22 protein-coding genes are annotated in these 18,598 nt (G+C 72.0%); 6 read left to right on the forward strand and 16 right to left on the reverse strand.

Annotation, left to right across the window (positions count from 1 at the left end):
* Positions 1–106 precede the first annotated feature (106 nt).
* The 4 genes from ABZS97_RS16125 to hisI all read right to left on the reverse strand — a co-directional run bounded on the left by ABZS97_RS16125 (position 107) and on the right by hisI (position 3,137).
* The gene (locus tag ABZS97_RS16125) at positions 107–343 is read right to left on the reverse strand and encodes an HGxxPAAW family protein (RefSeq protein WP_356138054.1); all 237 of its coding nucleotides are present in this window, start codon (positions 341–343) and stop codon (positions 107–109) included.
* Positions 344–467: 124 nt separating this feature from the next.
* On the reverse strand, positions 468–1,121 hold the full coding sequence (locus ABZS97_RS16130) for a TIGR02234 family membrane protein (RefSeq protein ID WP_356138056.1): 654 nt from the start codon (positions 1,119–1,121) through the stop codon (positions 468–470).
* A gap of 115 nt (positions 1,122–1,236) precedes the next feature.
* Positions 1,237–2,724, reverse strand: coding sequence for an anthranilate synthase component I (locus ABZS97_RS16135; protein WP_356138058.1), 1,488 nt, complete (start codon positions 2,722–2,724; stop codon positions 1,237–1,239).
* Positions 2,725–2,735: 11 nt separating this feature from the next.
* The gene (hisI, locus tag ABZS97_RS16140; protein WP_356138060.1) at positions 2,736–3,137 is read right to left on the reverse strand and encodes a phosphoribosyl-AMP cyclohydrolase; all 402 of its coding nucleotides are present in this window, start codon (positions 3,135–3,137) and stop codon (positions 2,736–2,738) included.
* Positions 3,138–3,255: 118 nt separating this feature from the next.
* On the opposite strand from hisI, the gene ABZS97_RS16145 reads away from it, so the two are divergent.
* A complete protein-coding gene (locus tag ABZS97_RS16145; RefSeq protein ID WP_356138062.1) occupies positions 3,256–3,891 on the forward strand; it encodes a TIGR03085 family metal-binding protein in 636 nt (211 codons plus the stop codon).
* A 72-nt stretch (positions 3,892–3,963) separates the two neighbouring features.
* Here the strand turns inward: ABZS97_RS16145 and hisF are convergent, their stop codons facing one another.
* Genes hisF through hisD form a run of 8 tightly spaced genes read right to left on the reverse strand, consistent with a single transcriptional unit; the run spans position 3,964 to position 9,707 of the window.
* Entirely contained in the window at positions 3,964–4,719 is a 756-nt protein-coding gene (gene hisF / locus ABZS97_RS16150) for an imidazole glycerol phosphate synthase subunit HisF (RefSeq protein ID WP_356138064.1), read from the reverse strand.
* Positions 4,716–5,111 carry a RidA family protein gene (locus tag ABZS97_RS16155; protein WP_356138066.1) on the reverse strand — a complete coding sequence of 132 codons (396 nt, stop codon included), beginning with the start codon at positions 5,109–5,111 and terminating at the stop codon, positions 4,716–4,718. Before ABZS97_RS16155 ends, hisF begins: the two co-directional genes overlap by 4 nt.
* Positions 5,108–5,848, reverse strand: coding sequence for a bifunctional 1-(5-phosphoribosyl)-5-((5-phosphoribosylamino)methylideneamino)imidazole-4-carboxamide isomerase/phosphoribosylanthranilate isomerase PriA (priA, locus tag ABZS97_RS16160; protein ID WP_356138068.1), 741 nt, complete (start codon positions 5,846–5,848; stop codon positions 5,108–5,110). The genes ABZS97_RS16155 and priA overlap by 4 nt, the downstream gene beginning before the upstream one ends.
* On the reverse strand, positions 5,848–6,495 hold the full coding sequence (gene hisH / locus ABZS97_RS16165; protein WP_356138070.1) for an imidazole glycerol phosphate synthase subunit HisH: 648 nt from the start codon (positions 6,493–6,495) through the stop codon (positions 5,848–5,850). The genes priA and hisH overlap by 1 nt, the downstream gene beginning before the upstream one ends.
* Positions 6,486–6,650 (reverse strand): hypothetical protein, encoded by a 165-nt coding sequence (locus ABZS97_RS16170; RefSeq protein ID WP_356138072.1) that lies wholly within the window; start codon positions 6,648–6,650, stop codon positions 6,486–6,488. The genes hisH and ABZS97_RS16170 overlap by 10 nt, the downstream gene beginning before the upstream one ends.
* Before the next feature lie 5 nt (positions 6,651–6,655).
* The gene (gene hisB / locus ABZS97_RS16175) at positions 6,656–7,249 is read right to left on the reverse strand and encodes an imidazoleglycerol-phosphate dehydratase HisB (RefSeq protein ID WP_356138074.1); all 594 of its coding nucleotides are present in this window, start codon (positions 7,247–7,249) and stop codon (positions 6,656–6,658) included.
* A complete protein-coding gene (locus ABZS97_RS16180) occupies positions 7,246–8,388 on the reverse strand; it encodes a histidinol-phosphate transaminase (protein WP_356138076.1) in 1,143 nt (380 codons plus the stop codon). Before ABZS97_RS16180 ends, hisB begins: the two co-directional genes overlap by 4 nt.
* Positions 8,385–9,707, reverse strand: a complete 1,323-nt coding sequence (gene hisD, locus ABZS97_RS16185; protein ID WP_356138078.1) for a histidinol dehydrogenase — start codon at positions 9,705–9,707, stop codon at positions 8,385–8,387. The genes ABZS97_RS16180 and hisD overlap by 4 nt, the downstream gene beginning before the upstream one ends.
* A gap of 173 nt (positions 9,708–9,880) precedes the next feature.
* Between hisD and ABZS97_RS16190 the strand changes: the two genes are divergently transcribed.
* From ABZS97_RS16190 to ybaK, 4 genes are all read left to right on the forward strand, one after another.
* Positions 9,881–11,461: an oxidoreductase gene (locus ABZS97_RS16190; protein WP_356138080.1), complete on the forward strand. Its 1,581-nt coding sequence runs from the start codon at positions 9,881–9,883 to the stop codon at positions 11,459–11,461.
* Between the two features lie 188 nt (positions 11,462–11,649).
* Positions 11,650–12,714 carry a hypothetical protein gene (locus tag ABZS97_RS16195; protein ID WP_356138082.1) on the forward strand — a complete coding sequence of 355 codons (1,065 nt, stop codon included), beginning with the start codon at positions 11,650–11,652 and terminating at the stop codon, positions 12,712–12,714.
* 11 nt (positions 12,715–12,725) lie between these two features.
* A complete protein-coding gene (locus tag ABZS97_RS16200) occupies positions 12,726–13,466 on the forward strand; it encodes an LON peptidase substrate-binding domain-containing protein (RefSeq protein ID WP_356138084.1) in 741 nt (246 codons plus the stop codon).
* Positions 13,467–13,491: 25 nt separating this feature from the next.
* Positions 13,492–13,995, forward strand: a complete 504-nt coding sequence (gene ybaK / locus ABZS97_RS16205) for a Cys-tRNA(Pro) deacylase (RefSeq protein WP_356138086.1) — start codon at positions 13,492–13,494, stop codon at positions 13,993–13,995.
* A 247-nt stretch (positions 13,996–14,242) separates the two neighbouring features.
* Here the strand turns inward: ybaK and ABZS97_RS16210 are convergent, their stop codons facing one another.
* From ABZS97_RS16210 to ABZS97_RS16225, 4 genes are all read right to left on the reverse strand, one after another.
* The gene (locus tag ABZS97_RS16210; RefSeq protein ID WP_356138088.1) at positions 14,243–14,917 is read right to left on the reverse strand and encodes an AAA family ATPase; all 675 of its coding nucleotides are present in this window, start codon (positions 14,915–14,917) and stop codon (positions 14,243–14,245) included.
* 34 nt (positions 14,918–14,951) lie between these two features.
* Positions 14,952–15,779, reverse strand: coding sequence for an ABC transporter permease (locus ABZS97_RS16215; protein ID WP_356138090.1), 828 nt, complete (start codon positions 15,777–15,779; stop codon positions 14,952–14,954).
* Positions 15,780–15,870: 91 nt separating this feature from the next.
* Entirely contained in the window at positions 15,871–16,842 is a 972-nt protein-coding gene (locus tag ABZS97_RS16220) for an ABC transporter ATP-binding protein (RefSeq protein ID WP_356138172.1), read from the reverse strand.
* 133 nt (positions 16,843–16,975) lie between these two features.
* Positions 16,976–18,193, reverse strand: a complete 1,218-nt coding sequence (locus ABZS97_RS16225; RefSeq protein ID WP_356138092.1) for an NYN domain-containing protein — start codon at positions 18,191–18,193, stop codon at positions 16,976–16,978.
* Between the two features lie 224 nt (positions 18,194–18,417).
* Here ABZS97_RS16225 and ABZS97_RS16230 point away from each other — a divergent pair, with 224 nt between their 5' ends.
* Positions 18,418–18,597, forward strand: a complete 180-nt coding sequence (locus tag ABZS97_RS16230) for a hypothetical protein (RefSeq protein WP_356138095.1) — start codon at positions 18,418–18,420, stop codon at positions 18,595–18,597.
* Position 18,598: the final 1 nt, after the last annotated feature.

An 18,598-nucleotide genomic window follows, 5' to 3' on the forward strand; every position in this document is an offset into this window, starting at 1 on the left:
CAAAGTCGCCACCTGCCTCTGGACGTCCTCACGGGATCTCTCCTAGGCTGTACAGCAAGCGCCGGCAGGTGTGCCGGGGCCGCCTCTCGGAGAACTCTGCGGAAGGTCAGCTCTCGGCACCGACGGTCGCGCCGACCGGGTGCGCGGAGGCCTTCGGCTGGCCGAGGCCCGCCGCCCGCATGATCATGCCGACGACACCGCCGAGTACGACGACGACCAGGCCGGCCCAGAAGCCCAGCGGGTTGGCCAGCACCATGAAGGCGCCGGAGATGCAGAAACCGATGAAGGCGATGATGACACCGGTCCAGGCGGCCGGGGTGTGACCGTGGCTGCTGCCCGCCATGACTTGCTCCTCGTTGCTGTGTGCGTGTGGTGAGTCGGATGCTCGCCACCATTGTCCCGTACGCGCGCGTATGCGATGAGCGGGGGGTCGCACCTCGCGCGTCGCGCCTCGCCTCTCGCCGGCGTCAGGTCCCGGCCGGGTCCGGGCCGGTCGGGTCCTCGCCGCGGTCGAGGGCCTTCCAGAGGTCCTCGGGCCGGTCGGGGTCGACGGGCCTTGCCTTGCGGGGCCGGGGGGTGCCGTCGCGCTCGTAGCGGCCGGACATGGCGGGCCAGAGCGAGCCGTAGCGCAGCGCGAGGAGGCCGGCCACCAGGAGCAGCGCGCCGCCCGCGACGGCGACGTAGGGCCAGGCGGTGTGGCTGAGCGCGGAGGCGGTGGCGGCGGTGTCGCCGGAGGCGGCCGCGGCCTTCTCGTCGAGGGCCGAGCTGTCGCCGACGCCGAGCAGCGCCGAGGCGATGGTGCCGGCGCCGGTGAGTGCGAGCAGCGTGGAGACCAGGAAGCGGCCGGAGCGGCGGACGGCGAAGACGGCGACGAGTGCGGCGAGGCCCACTATGGCGAGGGCCGCGGGCACACCCGTGATGTCGCTGCCCTTGACGGTCAGCGGGAAGTCGCCGCCGGCCACCGAGGCGGTGCCTGCCGACCAGCTCTGCCGGGAGGAGAGCAGTGCCACGGCCGCGCCGAGCGCGCCGCACAGCAGGGCGACGGCGAGGCTGCGCCGGCCGGACCGGGCGGGCCCGGAGGCTTCGGAGCGGGGCTGGGGTACGGAAGTCACGTACTCCACTATCGCCTGCTTCGTGCGCCGGCCGTTAGCCGGGGGCATGCCAACCCGTGATCCCACGAGTGTTCCATCATGAACATCTCAAGAATCACAGGTGGGCCGCCGGCCGACCGCATCCTCAACCTCCTTGCCGGGCAAGCCGGTTGGCCGTGTGGACGGCGCGCAGGACGGCCGCCGCCTTGTTGCGGCACTCGGTGTCCTCGGCGACCGGGTCGGAGTCGGCGACGATGCCGGCACCGGCCTGCACGTACGCCGTGCCGTCGCGCAGCAGCGCCGTACGGATGGCGATGGCGGTGTCGGAGTCGCCCGCGAAGTCGAGGTAGCCGACGCAGCCGCCGTACAACCCCCGCCGGGACGGCTCCAGTTCGTCGATGATCTGCATCGCGCGGGGCTTGGGCGCGCCCGAGAGGGTGCCTGCCGGGAAGCAGGCCGTCAGCACGTCGAAGGCGGTGCGGCCCGCCGCGATCCGGCCTGTGACGGTCGACACGATGTGCATCACGTGCGAGTACCGCTCGACGGACATGAAGTCGACGACCTCGACGGAGCCCGGCTCGCAGACCCGGCCCAGGTCGTTTCGCCCGAGGTCGACGAGCATCAGGTGCTCGGCGCGCTCCTTGGGGTCGGCGAGGAGCTCGTCGGCGAGGGCCTGGTCCTCCTGCGGACTCGCGCCGCGGTGCCGGGTGCCGGCGATGGGGTGCACCATCGCCTGCCCGTCCTCGACCTTGACCAGCGCCTCCGGGGACGAGCCCACGACGTCGAAGCCGTCGAAGCGGAAGAGGTACATGTACGGCGACGGATTGGTGGCCCGCAGCACCCGGTACACGTCCAACGCGCTTGCCGTGCACGGCGTTTCGAAGCGCTGGGAGGGGACGACCTGGAAGGCCTCGCCCGCCCGGATGCGCTCCTTGATGTCCTCGACGGCGGTCCGGAAGTCGGGGCCGCCCCACAGCGCGGTGTACTCGGGCAGCTCGGAGGGCGGGAGCGCGGCGGGCGGCTGTGCGACGGCGCGCGAGAGGTCGGCCTCCATGGCGTCCAGGCGGGCCACGGCGTCCGCGTGGGCCTCGTCGACGCCCGTGTCGAGGTCGTTGTGGTTGATCGCGTTGGCGATCAGCAGGACCGAGCCCTCCCAGTGGTCCATGACGGCCAGGTCGGAGGTGAGCAGCATGGTCAGCTCGGGCAGCTTCAGGTCGTCGCGCTCGCCGGGGCCGATCTTCTCCAGGCGGCGGACGATGTCGTAGCCGAGGTAGCCGACCATGCCGCCGGTGAAGGGCGGCATGCCCTCCTGGTGGGGGGTGTGGAGCGCCTCGATGGTGGCGCGCAGGGCGGCGAGCGGGTCGCCGTCGACCGGGACGCCGACGGGTGGGGTGCCGAGCCAGTGGGCCTGGCCGTCGCGCGCGGTGAGCGTGGCGGCGCTGCGGACGCCCACGAAGGAGTAGCGGGACCAGGAGCGGCCGTTCTCCGCGGACTCCAGCAGGAACGTGCCGGGGCGCTCGGCGGCGAGCTTGCGGTAGAGCCCGACCGGGGTGTCGCCGTCGGCGAGGAGCTTGCGGCTGACGGGGATGACACGGCGGTCGGTGGCCAGCTTGCGGAACGTCTCGAGGTCCATGGCGGCTGACCTTACTGATCCTGGGCCGCTGCGCCGGACTCGGCGTCCTTGAGCAGCACGTCCTCGTCGAAGCAGGTGCGGGCGCCGGTGTGGCAGGCGGCGCCGACCTGGTCGACCTTGACCAGCACGGTGTCGGCGTCGCAGTCGAGGGCGACGGACTTGACCCACTGGAAGTGCCCGGAGGTGTCGCCCTTCACCCAGTACTCCCGGCGGCTGCGCGACCAGTACGTGCAGCGGCCGGTGGTGAGGGTGCGGTGCAGCGCCTCGTCGTCCATCCAGCCGAGCATGAGCACCTCACCGGTGTCGTACTGCTGGGCGATGGCGGGGACGAGCCCGTCGGCGCTGCGCTTGAGGCGCGCGGCGATCTCGGGGTCCAGACCGCTGGGGCTGCTGGGCGGGGGCGTACTGGTCATGGGGACCATTGTGCCGCGCCGGTGCGACGCTCCCGGTCGGCGTCCAGAGGGCGGACCGCCGCGGGTGCGGCCGGGTCTGTGCTGGGCGCTCGCGCGGGGCGGTCGTAGGCTGGATGGCATGTCGACCCATGCCAAGCGTGAACGACTTCTCCTCGCCGATCTGTTGGAGGCCGAGGGTCCGGACGCCCCCACCCTGTGCGAGGGCTGGAACGCCCGTGACCTCGCCGCGCACGTCGTGGTGCGCGAGCGCCGCCCGGACGCCGCGGGCGGAATCCTCCTCAAGCAGCTCGCGCCACGGCTCGACCGGGTGATGGCGGAGTTCGCCGACAAGCCGTACGAAGAGCTGATCCTGCTGATCCGTACCGGCCCGCCGCGTTTCTCGCCGTTCTCCCTCAAACAGATCGACGAAGCGTCGAACACGATCGAGTTCTACGTCCACACCGAGGACGTCCGCCGCGCCCGGCCCGACTGGACCCCGCGCGAGCTCGACCCGGTCTTCCAGGACGCCCTGTGGTCCCGCCTGGACCGCACCGCGCGTCTGACGGGCCGCAGCGCCCCCACGGGCCTGGTCCTGCGCCGCCCCGACGGGCAGACGACGGTCGCGCACAAGGGCACCCCGGTGGTCACCGTCACCGGCGAACCCTCGGAACTGCTCCTGTTCCTCTACGGCCGCCAGAACGTCGCCGACGTGGAACTGGACGGCGACAAGGACGCGATCGCGAAACTGCACGAGGCGAAGCAGCTGGGGATCTGACCTGCGCCCCGGGCACGAGTGAGCCCCGGCCACCCGGTGGCCGGGGCTCAACGCTTCAAGCCGGGCGCGGCGTCACCGCACCGGGTGGCCCGCCGAGCGCAGCGTCTCCTTCACCTCGCCGATCCGCAGATCCCCGAAGTGGAAGACGGAGGCGGCGAGGACGGCGTCCGCGCCCGCGGCGACGGCGGGCGGGAAGTCGGCCAGGCGGCCCGCACCGCCGCTCGCGATCAGCGGAACGCTCACGTGCCCCCGGACGGCCTCGATCATCTCGATGTCGTAGCCGTCCTTGGTGCCGTCCGCGTCCATCGAGTTGAGCAGGATCTCGCCGGCGCCCAGTTCCGCGGCGCGGTGGGCCCACTCGACGGCGTCCATGCCGGTGCCCTTGCGGCCGCCGTGGGTGGTGACCTCGAAGGACCCGCTCCCGGTCCTGCGGGCGTCCACCGAAAGGACCAGGACCTGTCGCCCGAACCGCTCCGCGATCTCGCGGATGAGGTCCGGGCGGGCGATCGCGGCCGTGTTGACGCCGACCTTGTCGGCGCCGGCCCGCAGCAGTTTGTCCACGTCCTCGGCGGTGCGGACACCGCCGCCGACCGTCAGCGGGATGAAGACCTGCTCGGCCGTGCGGCGCACCACGTCGTACGTGGTCTCACGGTTGCCCGAGGACGCGGTGATGTCCAGGAACGTCAGCTCGTCGGCGCCCTCGGCGTCGTACACCTTGGCCATCTCGACGGGGTCGCCCGCGTCGCGAAGGTTCTGGAAGTTGACGCCCTTGACGACCCGGCCGTTGTCCACGTCCAGGCAGGGGATGACGCGTACCGCGAGGCTCATTCCGGGGCCCCTCGGTAGGCCTCCACCTCGACCTCGACGACCAGGCGCGGGTCCACGAAGCCGGAGACGATGAGCATGGACGCGGCGGGGCGGACGGCGTCGAACAGCTCCTTGTGGGCGCGTCCGATCTCCTCCACGTCCCGCGCGTGGGTGATGTACATCCGGGTGCGGACGACGTCCTCGCGGCCCAGGCCCAGCTCCTTCAGCGCCGTGAAGGCCACGTTGAAGGAGTTCACCGCCTGCTCGTGGGGGTCGCCGTCGATGATCTCGCCGTCTATGACGGACGTGCAGCCGGAGACCAGCACCAGGCCGTTGGGCAACTCCACCGCGCGGGAGTAGCCGAAGGCGTCCTCCCAGGGGGCGCCGGTCGTGACACGTCGTACGTCGCTCACTTGGCCACCGCCTCCAGTGCCTCTTCCAGGGTGAACGCCTTCGCGTACAGGGCCTTCCCGACGATCGAGCCCTCGACACCGAGGGGCACGAGCTCGGCGATGGCGCGCAGGTCGTCCAGGGACGAGACGCCGCCGGAGGCGACCACCGGGCGGTCGGTCGCCGCGCAGACGTTCTTCAGCAGCTCCAGGTTCGGGCCCTGGAGGGTGCCGTCCTTGGCGATGTCCGTGACGACGTACCGCGCGCAGCCCTCCTTGTCGAGGCGCGCGAGCGTCTCGTAGAGGTCCCCGCCGTCGCGGGTCCAGCCGCGGCCGCGCAGTGTCGTGCCGCGTACGTCGAGGCCGACCGCGATCCTGTCGCCGTACTCGGTGATGACCTTGGCGACCCACTCGGGGGTCTCCAGGGCGGCGGTGCCGAGGTTCACCCGGGTGCAGCCGGTGGCGAGGGCGGCGGCCAGCGTGTCGTCGTCGCGGATGCCGCCGGACAGCTCCACCTTGATGTCCATCGCGCCCGCGACCTCGGCGATCAGCGCGCGGTTGTCGCCGGTGCCGAACGCGGCGTCCAGGTCGACCAGGTGCAGCCACTCGGCGCCGGAACGCTGCCAGGCGAGGGCGGCCTCGAGAGGGGAGCCGTAGGAGGTCTCGCTGCCGGACTCGCCGTGAACGAGGCGGACGGCCTGCCCGTCGCGGACGTCGACGGCGGGGAGGAGTTCGAGCTTCGCGGAAGTCGAGGGGGGCATCAGAGGGTTCCGATCCAGTTGTTCAGCAGCTGGGCTCCGGCGTCGCCGGACTTCTCGGGGTGGAACTGGGTGGCCCACAGGGCGCCGTTCTCCACGGCCGCCACGAAGGGCTTGCCGTGCGTCGACCAGGTCACCTGGGGTGCCCGCATCGCCGGGTTGGTGATCTCCAGCGACCAGTCGTGGACCGCGTAGGAGTGCACGAAGTAGAAGCGGGCGTCGGCGTCGAGACCTGCGAAGAGCCTGGAGTCCGCCGGGGCCTCGACCGTGTTCCAGCCCATGTGCGGCACGATCTCGGCCTGCAGCGGCTCGACCGATCCGGGCCACTCGTCCAGGCCCTCGGTCTCCACGCCGTGCTCGATGCCCCGCGCGAAGAGGATCTGCATGCCGACGCAGATGCCCATGACCGGGCGGCCGCCGGACAGCCGGCGGTCGACGATCCAGTCACCGCGCGCCTGCCGCAGCCCCTGCATACAGGCGGCGAAGGCGCCGACACCCGGCACCAGCAGCCCGTCGGCGTTCATCGCCTTGTCGTAGTCGCGCGTTATCTCGACCTCGGCGCCGGTGCGGGCGAGGGCGCGCTCGGCGGAGCGGACGTTCCCGAAGCCGTAGTCGAAGACGACGACCTTCTTGGGGCTGCTCAATTCCACACCTCCAGCCTCATGACACCCGCCACGAGACACATCGCGGCGCCGATCGACAGCAGCACGATGAGGCTCTTGGGCATCTCCTGCTTGACGAAGGAGTAGACGCCGCCGAGCAGGAAGAGCCCGACGACGATGAGAATGGTGTTGAGTCCGTTCATGGCTTTTACAGCGCGCCCTTCGTGGACGGAAGGATGCCCGCCGCACGCGGGTCGCGCTCGGAGGCATACCGCAGCGCCCGCGCGAGCGCCTTGAACTGGCACTCCACGATGTGGTGCGCGTTGCGCCCGTACGGCACGTGGACGTGCAGGGCGATCTGGGCCTGGGCGACGAAGGACTCCAGGATGTGCCGGGTCATCGTCGTGTCGTACTCGCCGATCATCGGCGCCATGGACTCGGGCTCGGTGTGCACGAGGTACGGGCGGCCGGAGAGGTCGACGGTCACCTGGGCGAGGGACTCGTCCAGCGGGACCGTGCAGTTGCCGAACCGGTAGATCCCCACCTTGTCGCCGAGCGCCTGCTTGAAGGCGGCGCCCAGCGCGAGGGCGGTGTCCTCGATGGTGTGGTGCGAGTCGATGTGCAGGTCGCCCTCGGTCTTCACGGTCAGGTCGAACAGACCGTGTCGGCCGAGCTGGTCGAGCATGTGGTCGTAGAAGCCGACGCCTGTCGACACGTCGACCTTGCCGGACCCGTCGAGGTCGATCTCGACGAGGACCGACGTCTCCTTGGTCGTACGTTCCACACGTCCTACGCGGCTCATGCGCTCTGCTCCTTAGAGGGTGTGGGGCTCTGCCCCACAAGACACTGCAGTTCACGTACCGCGTCGAGGAACGCGTCGTTTTCGGCCGGGGTTCCGGCGGAGACCCGCAGCCAACCGGGCACGCCGTTGTCCCTGACCAGGACGCCCCGGTCGAGGATCCTCCGCCAGGCCTCGTGGGACCCGTCCGCGCCGTCGAACCGCCCGAACTGCACGAAGTTCGCGTCCGACTCGGTCACCTGGTAGCCGATCGCGCGCAGCTCGGTGACCAGCCGGTCCCGCTCGGCCTTCAGCTGCTCGACGTAGCCGAGCAGCGTGTCGGTGTGCTCCAGGGCGGCCAGCGCGGTCGCCTGGGTGACGGCCGACAGGTGGTACGGCAGGCGTACCAGCTGGACGGCGTCCACGACCGCCGGGTGCGCGGCGAGATAGCCCAGGCGCAGCCCGGCCGCGCCGAAGGCCTTCGACATCGTGCGGGAGACGACGAGATTCGGCCGACCTTCGAGCAGCGGCAGCAGTGAGTCGCCGTGGCTGAACTCGATGTACGCCTCGTCGACCACGACCATGGACGGCTTCGCCGCCTGCGCGGCCTCGTACAGCGCGAGGACCGTCTCGGGGGGCACCGCGTTGCCCGTGGGGTTGTTGGGGGTGGTGATGAAGACGACGTCCGGCTTGTTCTCGGCGATCCACCGCTCGGCGGCGGCGAGGTCGATCGTGAAGTCCTCGTTGCGGGGACCGGAGATCCAGCCGGTGCCGGTGCCGCGCGCGATGAGCGCGTGCATCGAGTACGACGGCTCGAAGCCGATCGCACTGCGGCCGGGCCCGCCGAAGGTCTGCAGCAGCTGCTGGATGACCTCGTTGGAGCCGTTGGCCGCCCAGACGTTCTCGGCGCCGACCGGGTACTTGCCGGTCTTCGTCAGATAGTTGGCCAGCTCCGTGCGCAGCTCCACCGCGTCCCGGTCGGGGTAGCGGTTGAGGTTGCGGGCGGCCTCGCGCACCCGCTCCGCGATCCGCTCGACGAGCGGCTCGGGCAGCGGGTAGGGGTTCTCGTTGGTGTTCAGCCGTACAGGGACGTCGAGTTGGGGCGCTCCGTAGGGGGACTTGCCGCGCAGCTCGTCGCGTACGGGGAGATCGTCGATGTTCACTGTCCGGGTACCTTCCAACCGAACCTCGCCTTGACCGCCGCGCCGTGCGCCGGCAGGTCCTCCGCCTCCGCCAGCGTCACCACGTGATGCGCCACGTCGGCCAGCGCGTCCTTCGTGTAGTCGACGATGTGGATGCCGCGCAGGAACGACTGGACGGACAGCCCGGAGGAGTGGCAGGCGCAGCCGCCGGTCGGCAGGACGTGGTTGGAGCCCGCGCAGTAGTCGCCGAGGGAGACCGGCGCCCAGGGGCCCACGAAGATCGCGCCGGCGTTCCGCACCCGGTCTGCCACTGCGGCGGCGTCGGCGGTCTGGATCTCCAGGTGCTCGGCGCCGTACGCGTCGACGACCCTGAGGCCCTCCTCGACGCCGTCGACCAGCACGATCGCGGACTGCCTGCCCTGCAGCGCGGGCACGATCCGGTCCTCGATGTGCTTGGTGGCCGCGACCTGCGGCTCCAGCTCCTTGTGCACCGCGTCCGCGAGCGCCACGGAGTCCGTGACGAGGACGGCGGCGGCGAGCGGGTCGTGCTCGGCCTGGCTGATCAGGTCGGAGGCGACGTGCACGGGGTCGGCGCTCTCGTCCGCGAGGATCGCGATCTCGGTGGGACCGGCCTCGGCGTCGATGCCGATCTTGCCCGCGAAGTACCGCTTGGCGGCCGCGACCCAGATGTTTCCGGGACCGGTGACCATGTTGGCGGGCGGGCAGGACTCGGTGCCGTACGCGAACATCGCGACGGCCGTCGCGCCGCCGGCCGCGTAGACCTCGTCCACGCCGAGCAGGGCGCAGGCGGCGAGGATCGTCGGGTGCGGCAGCCCGCCGAAGTCGGCCTGGGCCGGGGAAGCGAGCGCGATGGACCCGACCCCGGCTTCCTGGGCCGGGACCACGTTCATGATCACGGAGGAGGGGTAGACGGAGCGTCCGCCGGGCGCGTACAGCCCGACGCGCTCGACCGGCACCCACTTCTCGGTGACCGTGCCGCCCGGCACGACCTGGGTGGTGTGCGTCGTACGCCGCTGCTCGCGGTGGACCAGGCGGGCGCGGCGGATGGACTCCTCCAGGGCCGCGCGCACGGGCGGGTCGAGCTGTTCCAGGGCGTCCGCGAGCGCCTGCGCGGGGACCCGTACGGACTCCAGCCGTACGCCGTCGAACTTCTCCGCGAAATCGATCAGCGCCGCGTCTCCACGATGATGCACGGCCTCGCAGATCGGACGCACCTTCTCCAGGGCGGCCGAGACGTCGAAGTCGGCTCGGGGCAGCAGGTCGCGCAGGGCGGGGCCCTCGGGGAGGGCGTCGCCGCGCAGATCGATTCGGGAGATCACGTACGCAATTCTCTCAGACGGCGATAAGGCGCCGGACGCCTGTATCAATGGCTGATACACGCCACCTCCGGTTCCGCGGAAGATCCCCCTCACCAGTAGCGTTCGGGCCGTCACTGAGCGGGCATTGAACGGTTGTACGAAACCCGCGAGTAGCTGGGGAGGATGAAAGAGCCGTGACCGAGGGTGCCGGCCTCCGAAGAGGGGACGTGCCGGACGATCTGACCGCCGCCGAGGCCGGGATGTGGCAGGCCTTCCGCAACGGCAGCACGTACGACCTGCGAAGCGGGGACGCGGTCGTGGACGATCCGCACGGCGGCCACCCCTGGGGGCCCGAGCGCAGCGTCCGCGCACGCATCGTGGCCTGGCTCCTGCTGAACGGCCCGCCCGCGCTGGACGGCCGGGTCTCCTCCCTGAAGCTCCAGGGCGTGCAGATCACGGACGTCTTCGATCTGGCGGGCGGCACCGTGGTGCCGTACGTCGAGCTCAGGGGCTGCCGGTTCGAGAAGGAGGTCCTGCTGCCGGAGGCCCGCTTCACGACCGCACGGCTGGTGAACTGCTCGGTGCCGCGGCTGGAGGCGGCCCGCCTGCACACGGAGGGCGACCTGCATCTGCCGCGCTGCCGCTTCCACAACGGGGTACGCCTCACCGACGCGCACATCGGCACGGATCTGCTGCTCAACCAGGCCGTCGTCTACCGCGACCGGCGCGGCCAGTCGATCGCCGGCGACGGCATGACGGTCGGGCAGGACCTCCAGGCCGAGATACTGGAGTCGCACGGCGAGCTGAGCCTGCGCGGTGCCAAGGTCGGCGTGTCGCTCAGTCTGCGCGGCAGCCGGCTCGCCAACCCCTACGGGCCCCGGGCGCTCAACGCTCCGCAGCTGACCGTGGAGCGCACGCTGTACCTGACCCCGGCCGGCATCGGCAATCCCGTCCAGATGAGCGGCACCACACCCGCGCGCGGCACGCTGGTCCAGCGGTTCGAGTGCCAGGGCGGAATCCGCCTCGACGACGGGCGGTTCGGGGACGCGGTCGACTTCGAGCAGGCCCGCTTCTCGCTGGAGGACGAGCAGGAGCTGTCGCTGCGCCGGGTGCAGACGCCGGAGCTGCGCTTCCTCGGGGAGGGCCCCGAGCGCGGCAAGGTCGTGCTGTCGGGCGCGCGGGTGGTGAACCTGGTCGACAAGGCGCAGAGCTGGCCGGGCCCGGGTCGTCTGCACATGGGGGGATTCAGCTACGAGAACCTCGTGCCGCAGGGCCGGTTCCCGCTGACCGAGCGCCTGGGGTGGGTGACCGCGGCGACCGCCGAGTACAACCCGGAGCCGTACGAGCGCCTCGCGACCGTGCTGCGCAACTCCGGCGAGGACGAGGACGCGCGCGAGGTGCTGCTCGCCAAGCAGCGGCGCCGCCGCGAGACCCTGCCGCTCGCGGCCAAGCTCTGGGGGTACGCACAGGACTGGACGGTCGCCTACGGCTACCGGCCCGGGCGGGCGGCCCTGTGGATGGCGGTGCTGTGGGCGGCGTCGTCGATCGCGTTCGCGCACGCGGGCCATCCGCCGATCAAGAACGACGAACATCCGCCGTGGAACGCCTCGCTGTTCGCCCTGGACCTGCTGCTGCCGGTCATCGACCTCGGTCAGGTGGGCTTCTGGCAGCTGCACGGCGGCTGGCAGTGGCTGTCCGCGGCGGTGATCCTGCTCGGCTGGATCCTGGCGACGACGGTGGCGGCCGGGGCCACCCGGATGCTGCGCAGGAGCTGAGAGCGGGCACACGGGGCACAGCGATCGGCCGGCGGGCACCCAGGGGTCGATCAGAATCCCAACAGGCGCCGGACAGAGACCTTTTACCCTCCCTTGACCAGGGAAAGCACAACCAAACCAAGGTTACGAAAGCGTCACCGCGTCCCCTCTGGCCCCGCTCCGACCTGCGGCTTTCAATGGTTCCTACCATGGCACTGCTGCGCGCGTTCATCCGTACGGCCCGGATGGCCAGGAACACTTCGCGCCTCGCGGTCGGGCTGCCCGCCGACGACGAGGTGCTGCTCGACGCCCCGGACGAGCGGCTCGGCCCGGCGCTCGTCGCCGCGGGCGGCGGCGACCACGCCCCCGCGGCCAAGCTGCTCGCCACCACCCGCGAGGCCGCCGAATGGGAGAACCGCGACCGGTACGCACTGCGTCTGGCCTCCTTCGCGAGCTCCCGCGACGAGTGGCTCACGCTGTGGCAGGGCGACGCCCCGCACGACCCGGACGCGCTGCTGGTCAGGGCCGAGCTGGCGGTGCGCCGCGGCTGGGAGTCGCCGGCCCGCGCCGAGCTGCTGCGCCAGGTCGGCCCGCTGATCACCGCCGCCGCGGAGGGCGACCCGCGCGACCCGGTGCCCTGGCGGATCGCACTCGACCACGCCCGCGGCACCCACGCCGGACACACCGAGTTCGAGAAGCTGTGGGGCGAGGCGGTGCGCCGCTCCCCGCACCACTACGGCTGCCATGTCGCCGCCCTGAAGTACCTCTCCGCCGCCTGGTACGGCTCGCACCGCGAGTGCTTCGACTTCGCCGAGCGGGCCGCGCAGGACGCGCTGCCCAGCTCCCTCGTGCAGGCGCTGCCGGTGCGCGCCGCCTTCGCGTACCTGACCGAGGGCGGCGGGCCGGTCGTGGCACGCGAGCGCCTGGACTCCGCCGCCGACCTCGCCATCGCGCTCTCCGCGACGTACGCGGCCGCCGACCCGTGGCCCGCCGAGGTCCGCAACCTTCTCACGTACGTGCTGATCAGGCTGGAGCGCTGGGAGGACGCCCTGACGCAGCTGCACCGGATCGGGCCGTACGCCACCACGTTCCCCTGGGACCGGGTCTCCGACGACCCTCTCGGCCAGTTCCTGGAGCTGCGGGACGGAATCCGTCTGGAGGTCGCCGCGGGACGCCCGTTGCGCGGCGTACGGGCACCTGTACGACTCCCCGAGCACCCCTCGCCGCATCCACGGAGTGGGCGCGGCGGACGCGATCACTCCGACGACCATTAGGCTTGCCCGTCGTGACCACCGTCCGGCTCCCGCTCTTCCCCCTGAACTCGGTGCTGTACCCCGGGCTCGTGCTTCCTCTGAACGTGTTCGAGGCGCGCTACCGCGCCATGATGCGCGATCTGCTGAAGACCCCCGAGGACGAGCCGCGCCGGTTCGCCGTCATCGCCATCCGCGACGGCCACGAGGTCGCGCCGAGCGCGCCCGGCATGCCCGACCCGACGGCCGTACCCGAACGCGGGCCCTCGGCCGGCTTCGGCGACGACCCGGCCAAGGCCTTCCACGAGGTGGGCTGCGTCGCGGACGCGGCGACCGTCCGGGAGCGTGCCGACGGCAGCTTCGAGGTGCTGGCGACGGGGACCACGCGGGTACGCCTGGTGTCGGTCGACTCCTCCGGCGAGTACCTCGTGGCCGAGCTGGAGGAGCTGCCCGAGGACCCGGGCGAGGAGGCGGGCGCGCTCGCGGAGGGCGTGCTGCGGGCCTTTCGCCAGTACCAGAAGCGGCTGGCGGGCGCGCGGGAACGTTCGCTGTCCACGGGCGCGGACCTGCCGGACGAACCGTCCGTCGTCTCCTACCTCGTCGCGGCCGCAGTGATGCTCGACATCCCCGCGAAGCAGCGGCTGCTCCAGGCCCCGGACACGGCGGCGCGACTGCGCGAGGAGCTGAAACTCCTGCGCGCGGAGACGGCCATCATCCGTAATCTGCCGTCGTTGCCCGCGTCGGAGCTGACGCGCGGCCCGACAAGCCTCAACTGAGGACACGTCTCATCCGAAGGCCGGTATGGCGAAGAAGTCGAAGAAGCAGCAGCAGTCCGGGGGCACCCCCGCGACGGTGGCCCTGACGGCGGCGGGCGTGGACTTCACGGTCCACGCCTACGAGCACGATCCCTCGCACCCGTCGTACGGCGAGGAGGCCGCGGAGGCGATGGGCGTCTCCCCGGACCGTGTCTTCAAGACCCTCGTCGCGGACGTCGACGGCTCCCTCGTGGTCGCCGTCGTCCCGGTGGCGGGCTCCCTCGACCTCAAGGCCCTCGCCACGGCGGTCGGCGGCAAGCGCGCCGCGATGGCGGACCCGGCCGCGGCCGAACGCACGACGGGCTACGTACGCGGCGGCATCTCACCCCTGGGCCAGCGCAAGAAGCTCCCCACGGTCCTCGACGCCTCGGCCGGCGCCCACAGCACGATCTGTGTCTCGGCGGGCCGGCGCGGCCTCGAAGTCGAGCTGAGCCCCACCGACCTCACCGAGCTCACGGAAGCGGTGTCCGCCCCCGTCGCCCGTGCATGACCCCTCGACGAACCCCCGGTCCTCGGTTAAGCACGAGGGACATGTCGAAAAAAACCCGCAAGCGCAAGTGGCGCACAAAGAAGGGCCGCTCGAACCACGGCCGGCGGCCGGCATAAAGGTGTTCAGCCCGTCCGGCGTTTGAGGACGAGCCCGTTCAGGGCGAAAGCAGGGGGAAAGGGGGCGCAGCCCCCAGAACACGGGACGGGTAGGGGCGGAGGGGGCGAAAAACCCCTGCCGCCCCGCTGCGTCAGCCGACCGGCGGAGCCGGCGGCACAGGCGCCGCGTACGGCCCCTGCTGGTAGGGATCGGGATCCCGCGGCCCGAACAGGGCCGTGAGCCCGAGATGGACCAGCAGCCCTCCCACGGACCACGCCAGCAACGCCCCCTTCGCACCCAGCTTCAGCGGCGCGGAGAACGTCACCCCCTTGCCCACCTGCTTCGCGTGCGCGATCACGTTGTGCGAGGGCCCGAGCCAGATCCCCAGCCGCCAGGCGAGCAACGACCCGAGCAACCCGCCGACGGCCAGCGCGGCCACCAACGGCACGCCCCCACGCCGCCGCACCAGGAACACCACCGCCGCACTGACCGCCCCGAACGCGAGCGCCAGCAGAGTGAACGTTCCGTCGACCCCGATGGCCTGCTCGCCCTCGGTGTCCTTGAGGTAGACGACCCAGCTCTTGTCGACGACACCCCCGACCAGCGGCACATGCGGCGCCAGCCACCACCACAGCAGCCCGAGAAGCACCCCGCCGAGCGCCACGCCCACCGTGATCACGGCGGCCTCCCGCACTTCGGTCTTCATCCCGGGGCCGTCCTGTTCGTACGCGGTGGTCCCCGCGGCACCCCCGGCAGGCGGAGCCTGCCAGGCGTTGTGCGGAGGCTGGTCGTGCGGCGGCGGAGGCGGAGTCAGCGGTGCGGTCACCCTGCCATCGTGCCAGGCCCGTATGACGGCCGCGTCACCGGACGGCCGCCCGGCGGTACGCCCAGGTCGCCACGGCCAGTGAGGCGACCCCGACGCCCGCGCAGACACCGAGGTCGGCGAGGACGAAGGCCCAGTCGGGATGCGCGGAGAAGCTCCGGGCGAAGGCCTCGACGCCGTACGTGGAAGGCAGCAGATCACGCCCGTACTGCACGACCGTCGGCAGCCGGTCCGGCGGCAGCACCCCGAGCAGCAGCGCCGCCGACATTCCCAACTGCCCGAGCAGCGTGGCGAGTTCAGGGCGCGGCGCGAGCAGTCCGAGCGCTGCTCCGAGCCCGGCGAGCGCGGCGCCGGCGAGCGGGACGACCGCGGCGAGCACCCACAGATGGGCCAGCGGCAGTCCGAAGAGCACGCAGCCGAAGACGGCGGTGGCGACCGTCCCGGGCACGGTGAAGGAGGCGTACGCGCCGGCCGCGCCGAGCACGACCGCGGCGGGCGGCACCGGCAGCGTCGCGTAGTGGTCGAGCCCGCCGCTGGCCCTCAGCTGCCCGAAGTACTGCGCCAGCAGGTTCAGCGCGACGAAGGCGACGACCAGGACGGACGCTCCGGCGACCACGGCCCGCGCCTCGCCCCCGCCGTCCACCACCCCGCGCATCAGGATCATGATCCCGACGGACTGGAAGGTGGCGACGAACAGCAGCGGGATCCGCGCGACACGCGCCCGGGAGAGCTGTGCGCGGTACACCGCGGCGAGGGACGGCCACAGCCGGGCGCGCGGCCCGAGCTCGGCGGCGCCACCGGCCTCGCCGGCCGCGGCCGGCGCACTGCCCGCGCCCGGCAGAACCTCAGCGGATACGACACTCACGTCGAGCTGCTCTCCTTCGCTCCCGCAGCCGTCATGTTCCCAACGCCCGCGGCGCCTGTCACGTTCCGTACGGATACGGCGGCTCCCACGCTCATGCCTTGACCAGTCCCTGCGCGTTGCCGCCGAGCGCGAGGTAGACGTCCTCCAGGCTCGGGGTGGCCAGCGTGAAGTCGTCGAGGGCGGCGAAGGCGGCGCCTCCGGTGACGGTGGCGACGGCCGCGCGGGCCTCCTCGGGGGCCAGCCGCAGGGTCCAGCGGCGCCCGGACTCGACGGCGCGCTCCCGCAGCGCGGCGACCTCGGGCACGTCGAGCGGGGCGCGCTCGCGCCACACCAGTTCGACGCGCACCTCGCCCGCGACCTGCTCCTTGAGGCCGGCCGGGGTGTCGCAGGCGATGACACGGCCGTGGTCGAGGACGGCGACCCGGTCGAGGACGGTCTCCGCCTCGATGACGTTGTGGGTGACCAGCAGGACGGTGGTGCCGCGCTCGGCCCGTCGTCGGTCGACGGCGCCCCACACGGCCCGCCGCGCCACGGGATCCATGCCGGTGGTCGGCTCGTCGAGCACCAGCAGCGGCCGCTCCCCCACCAGCGCGGAGGCGAAACAGGCCAGCCGCCGCTGCCCGCCCGACAGCTTCTTCAGCGGCCGTCCCGCGATCGGTGTGAGGCCCAGCTCGTCGAGGACGGCGTCCCGCTCGGCGCGCGCCGCACGGAGGTCGAGCCCGCGCAGCCGCCCGGTGGTCTCGGCGGCCAGCGACACGGTCAGCTCGTCGAGGGCGGTGGACTCCTGGCCGAGGTAGGCGAGGATGCGCGCGGCCCGCTCGGGGTGGCGCACGATGTCGTGCCCGAGGATCTCCACGCTGCCGCGATCGGGCCGCATCAGCCCGGTCAGCTGCCGTACGAGACTCGACTTGCCGGCGCCGTTGGGTCCGAGCAGTCCGAAGATCTCACCGCGCCGGATGTCGAGGGACACCTCGTCGGTGGCCCGCACCTCGGGCGCCGGGGGCACTCCGCGCCGGCCTCGGAGGGCCGGATACGTCTTGGTGAGACCCCGCACCGCGCACACGACATCGCCCCTGTGCCCGTTCCGGACTGCCTGTGCGGTGCGCGTACTCACGAAGCACGAGGGTACGGGGTCCGATGCCCCGATATGAGCGCGGGCCCCCTCCCGGGGTCCCTACGACGCGCTCGCGAGGGCCTCATTCCCCCGCGGGTGCGTGCTCCGCCGCCGTACGGACATCGATCTCGCGCCAGAAACCGGCCCTGATCGCGTAGCGGTCGTGTTCGTCGATCTGGTCGTCCTTGTGGGCGAGGAGGCCGAAGCGGGCGGCATAGCGCAGCAGCTCGCCGTCCACGCGGTGCGGGACGCGCGGGTACATCGTGGAGAGCTTCTGAAGCAGCGTCTGGTCGGTGAGCCGTTCCATCCAGCGACGGGCGAAGACCTGTCCGACCTCGTAGGGATCGCCGCCGACCGTGGTGATGTCCTCCTCGCGGTCGGCCCAGCGCTGCTCGGCCGAGGTCAGCTGGGCGAGTGTCGGCATCGACGCGGCGTCCGCGGTCTCGGCGGCGGACCCGGGCCGCTCCACCCAGCCCTTGTCGGACGACCAGCGCAGCGTCGCGCTGGCGGGGTGCTGGGCCGGCTGGGCGCCGGGAGCGCGCAGGGCGGCCAGGTCCTTGGGGGTGGGGACGCCCTTGGGTGCGGCGGCCCGCTCCTCCCCGCCGTCCCGCGCCTCGACGGCCACGCCGTGCTCCGCCTCCGGGACGGGCCGCTCGGCGGCCGCGGCGAGCGCGGAGTCGGGCAGTGGCGCGGAGAGGATCGCGGCGATCTCGGGGCGCGGCGCGGGCGGCGGCGCGCAGACCCCGCCGAGGTCCTTCGCGCGGACGGCCTTGGTGATCCAGGTCCGGTCGAGCACCCGCCGCTCGTCGGCCTCGGCGACGAGGTCCTCGGACTGGTTGTAGTCGCCGTCGGCGGCCTGTACGGCCCACAGGTGAACGGCGACCCCGTGCTCCTTGGCGGCCATCATGCCGGGCAGCAGATCCCCGTCGCCGGTCACCAGGACCACGTCGGAGCAGGCCCGGTTGCGCGCCAGCTCGGTGAGCTCGGCGTGCATCGCCGCGTCGACGCCCTTCTGCGCCCAGCGCCCGTCGCTACGGGTCAGGGCACCCAGGCGCACGGTCACACGTGGCATCACGCGCAGTCTGCGGTGTTCGGGCTGGGGTACGCGGTCGGGGGCGCCGTCGAACCAGTAGATGCGCAGCAGGGGGCGCTCCGTGTCGGACTCGGCGCGCTCGCGCAGGCCCTGGATGAGGGCGGCGTGGTCGACGGTGATCCGGGAGCGGGACGAATCCCCGGCAAGGAGACTGGCGGCAGCCCCGAGCAGATACCCGGCATCCACCAGGACGATGCAGCGGTCCACGCGATCCACCCTCTTTCCGGGAGGTTTGCTTCGGGCTTCCTTCGAGTCTGCCCGACGGCGCGGAGGTTAACGGCCCGAACTCGATCTTCGGCGTGGCGGATCGGAAGATCACTCTCCGACAGTGCTTATTACGCACGGTAATTATCCGAAATGCGCGACTTGTCGGGCTGTGTGAATCTGGTCCCGGCCCTGGCCCCTAGATCCCCCTCAGGAGGCAGATCACCATGGCCAAGAACAAGAACCGCAAGCAGGGCGGCCAGCAGGACCGCTCCTCGCAGGCCGAGCAGGCTCAGGAGCAGGCCCAGCGGTCCTCGACGGAGGCGCAGCAGTCGCCGATGTCGCAGGTCCAGGGCAGCCCGGCTGATGTTGCTCGTAAGCATCAGAAGCGCTTCGGCCACAACTGAC

The organism is Streptomyces sp. NPDC005485 (genome assembly GCF_040606085.1).
Taxonomy (GTDB): Bacteria; Actinomycetota; Actinomycetes; order Streptomycetales; family Streptomycetaceae; genus Streptomyces.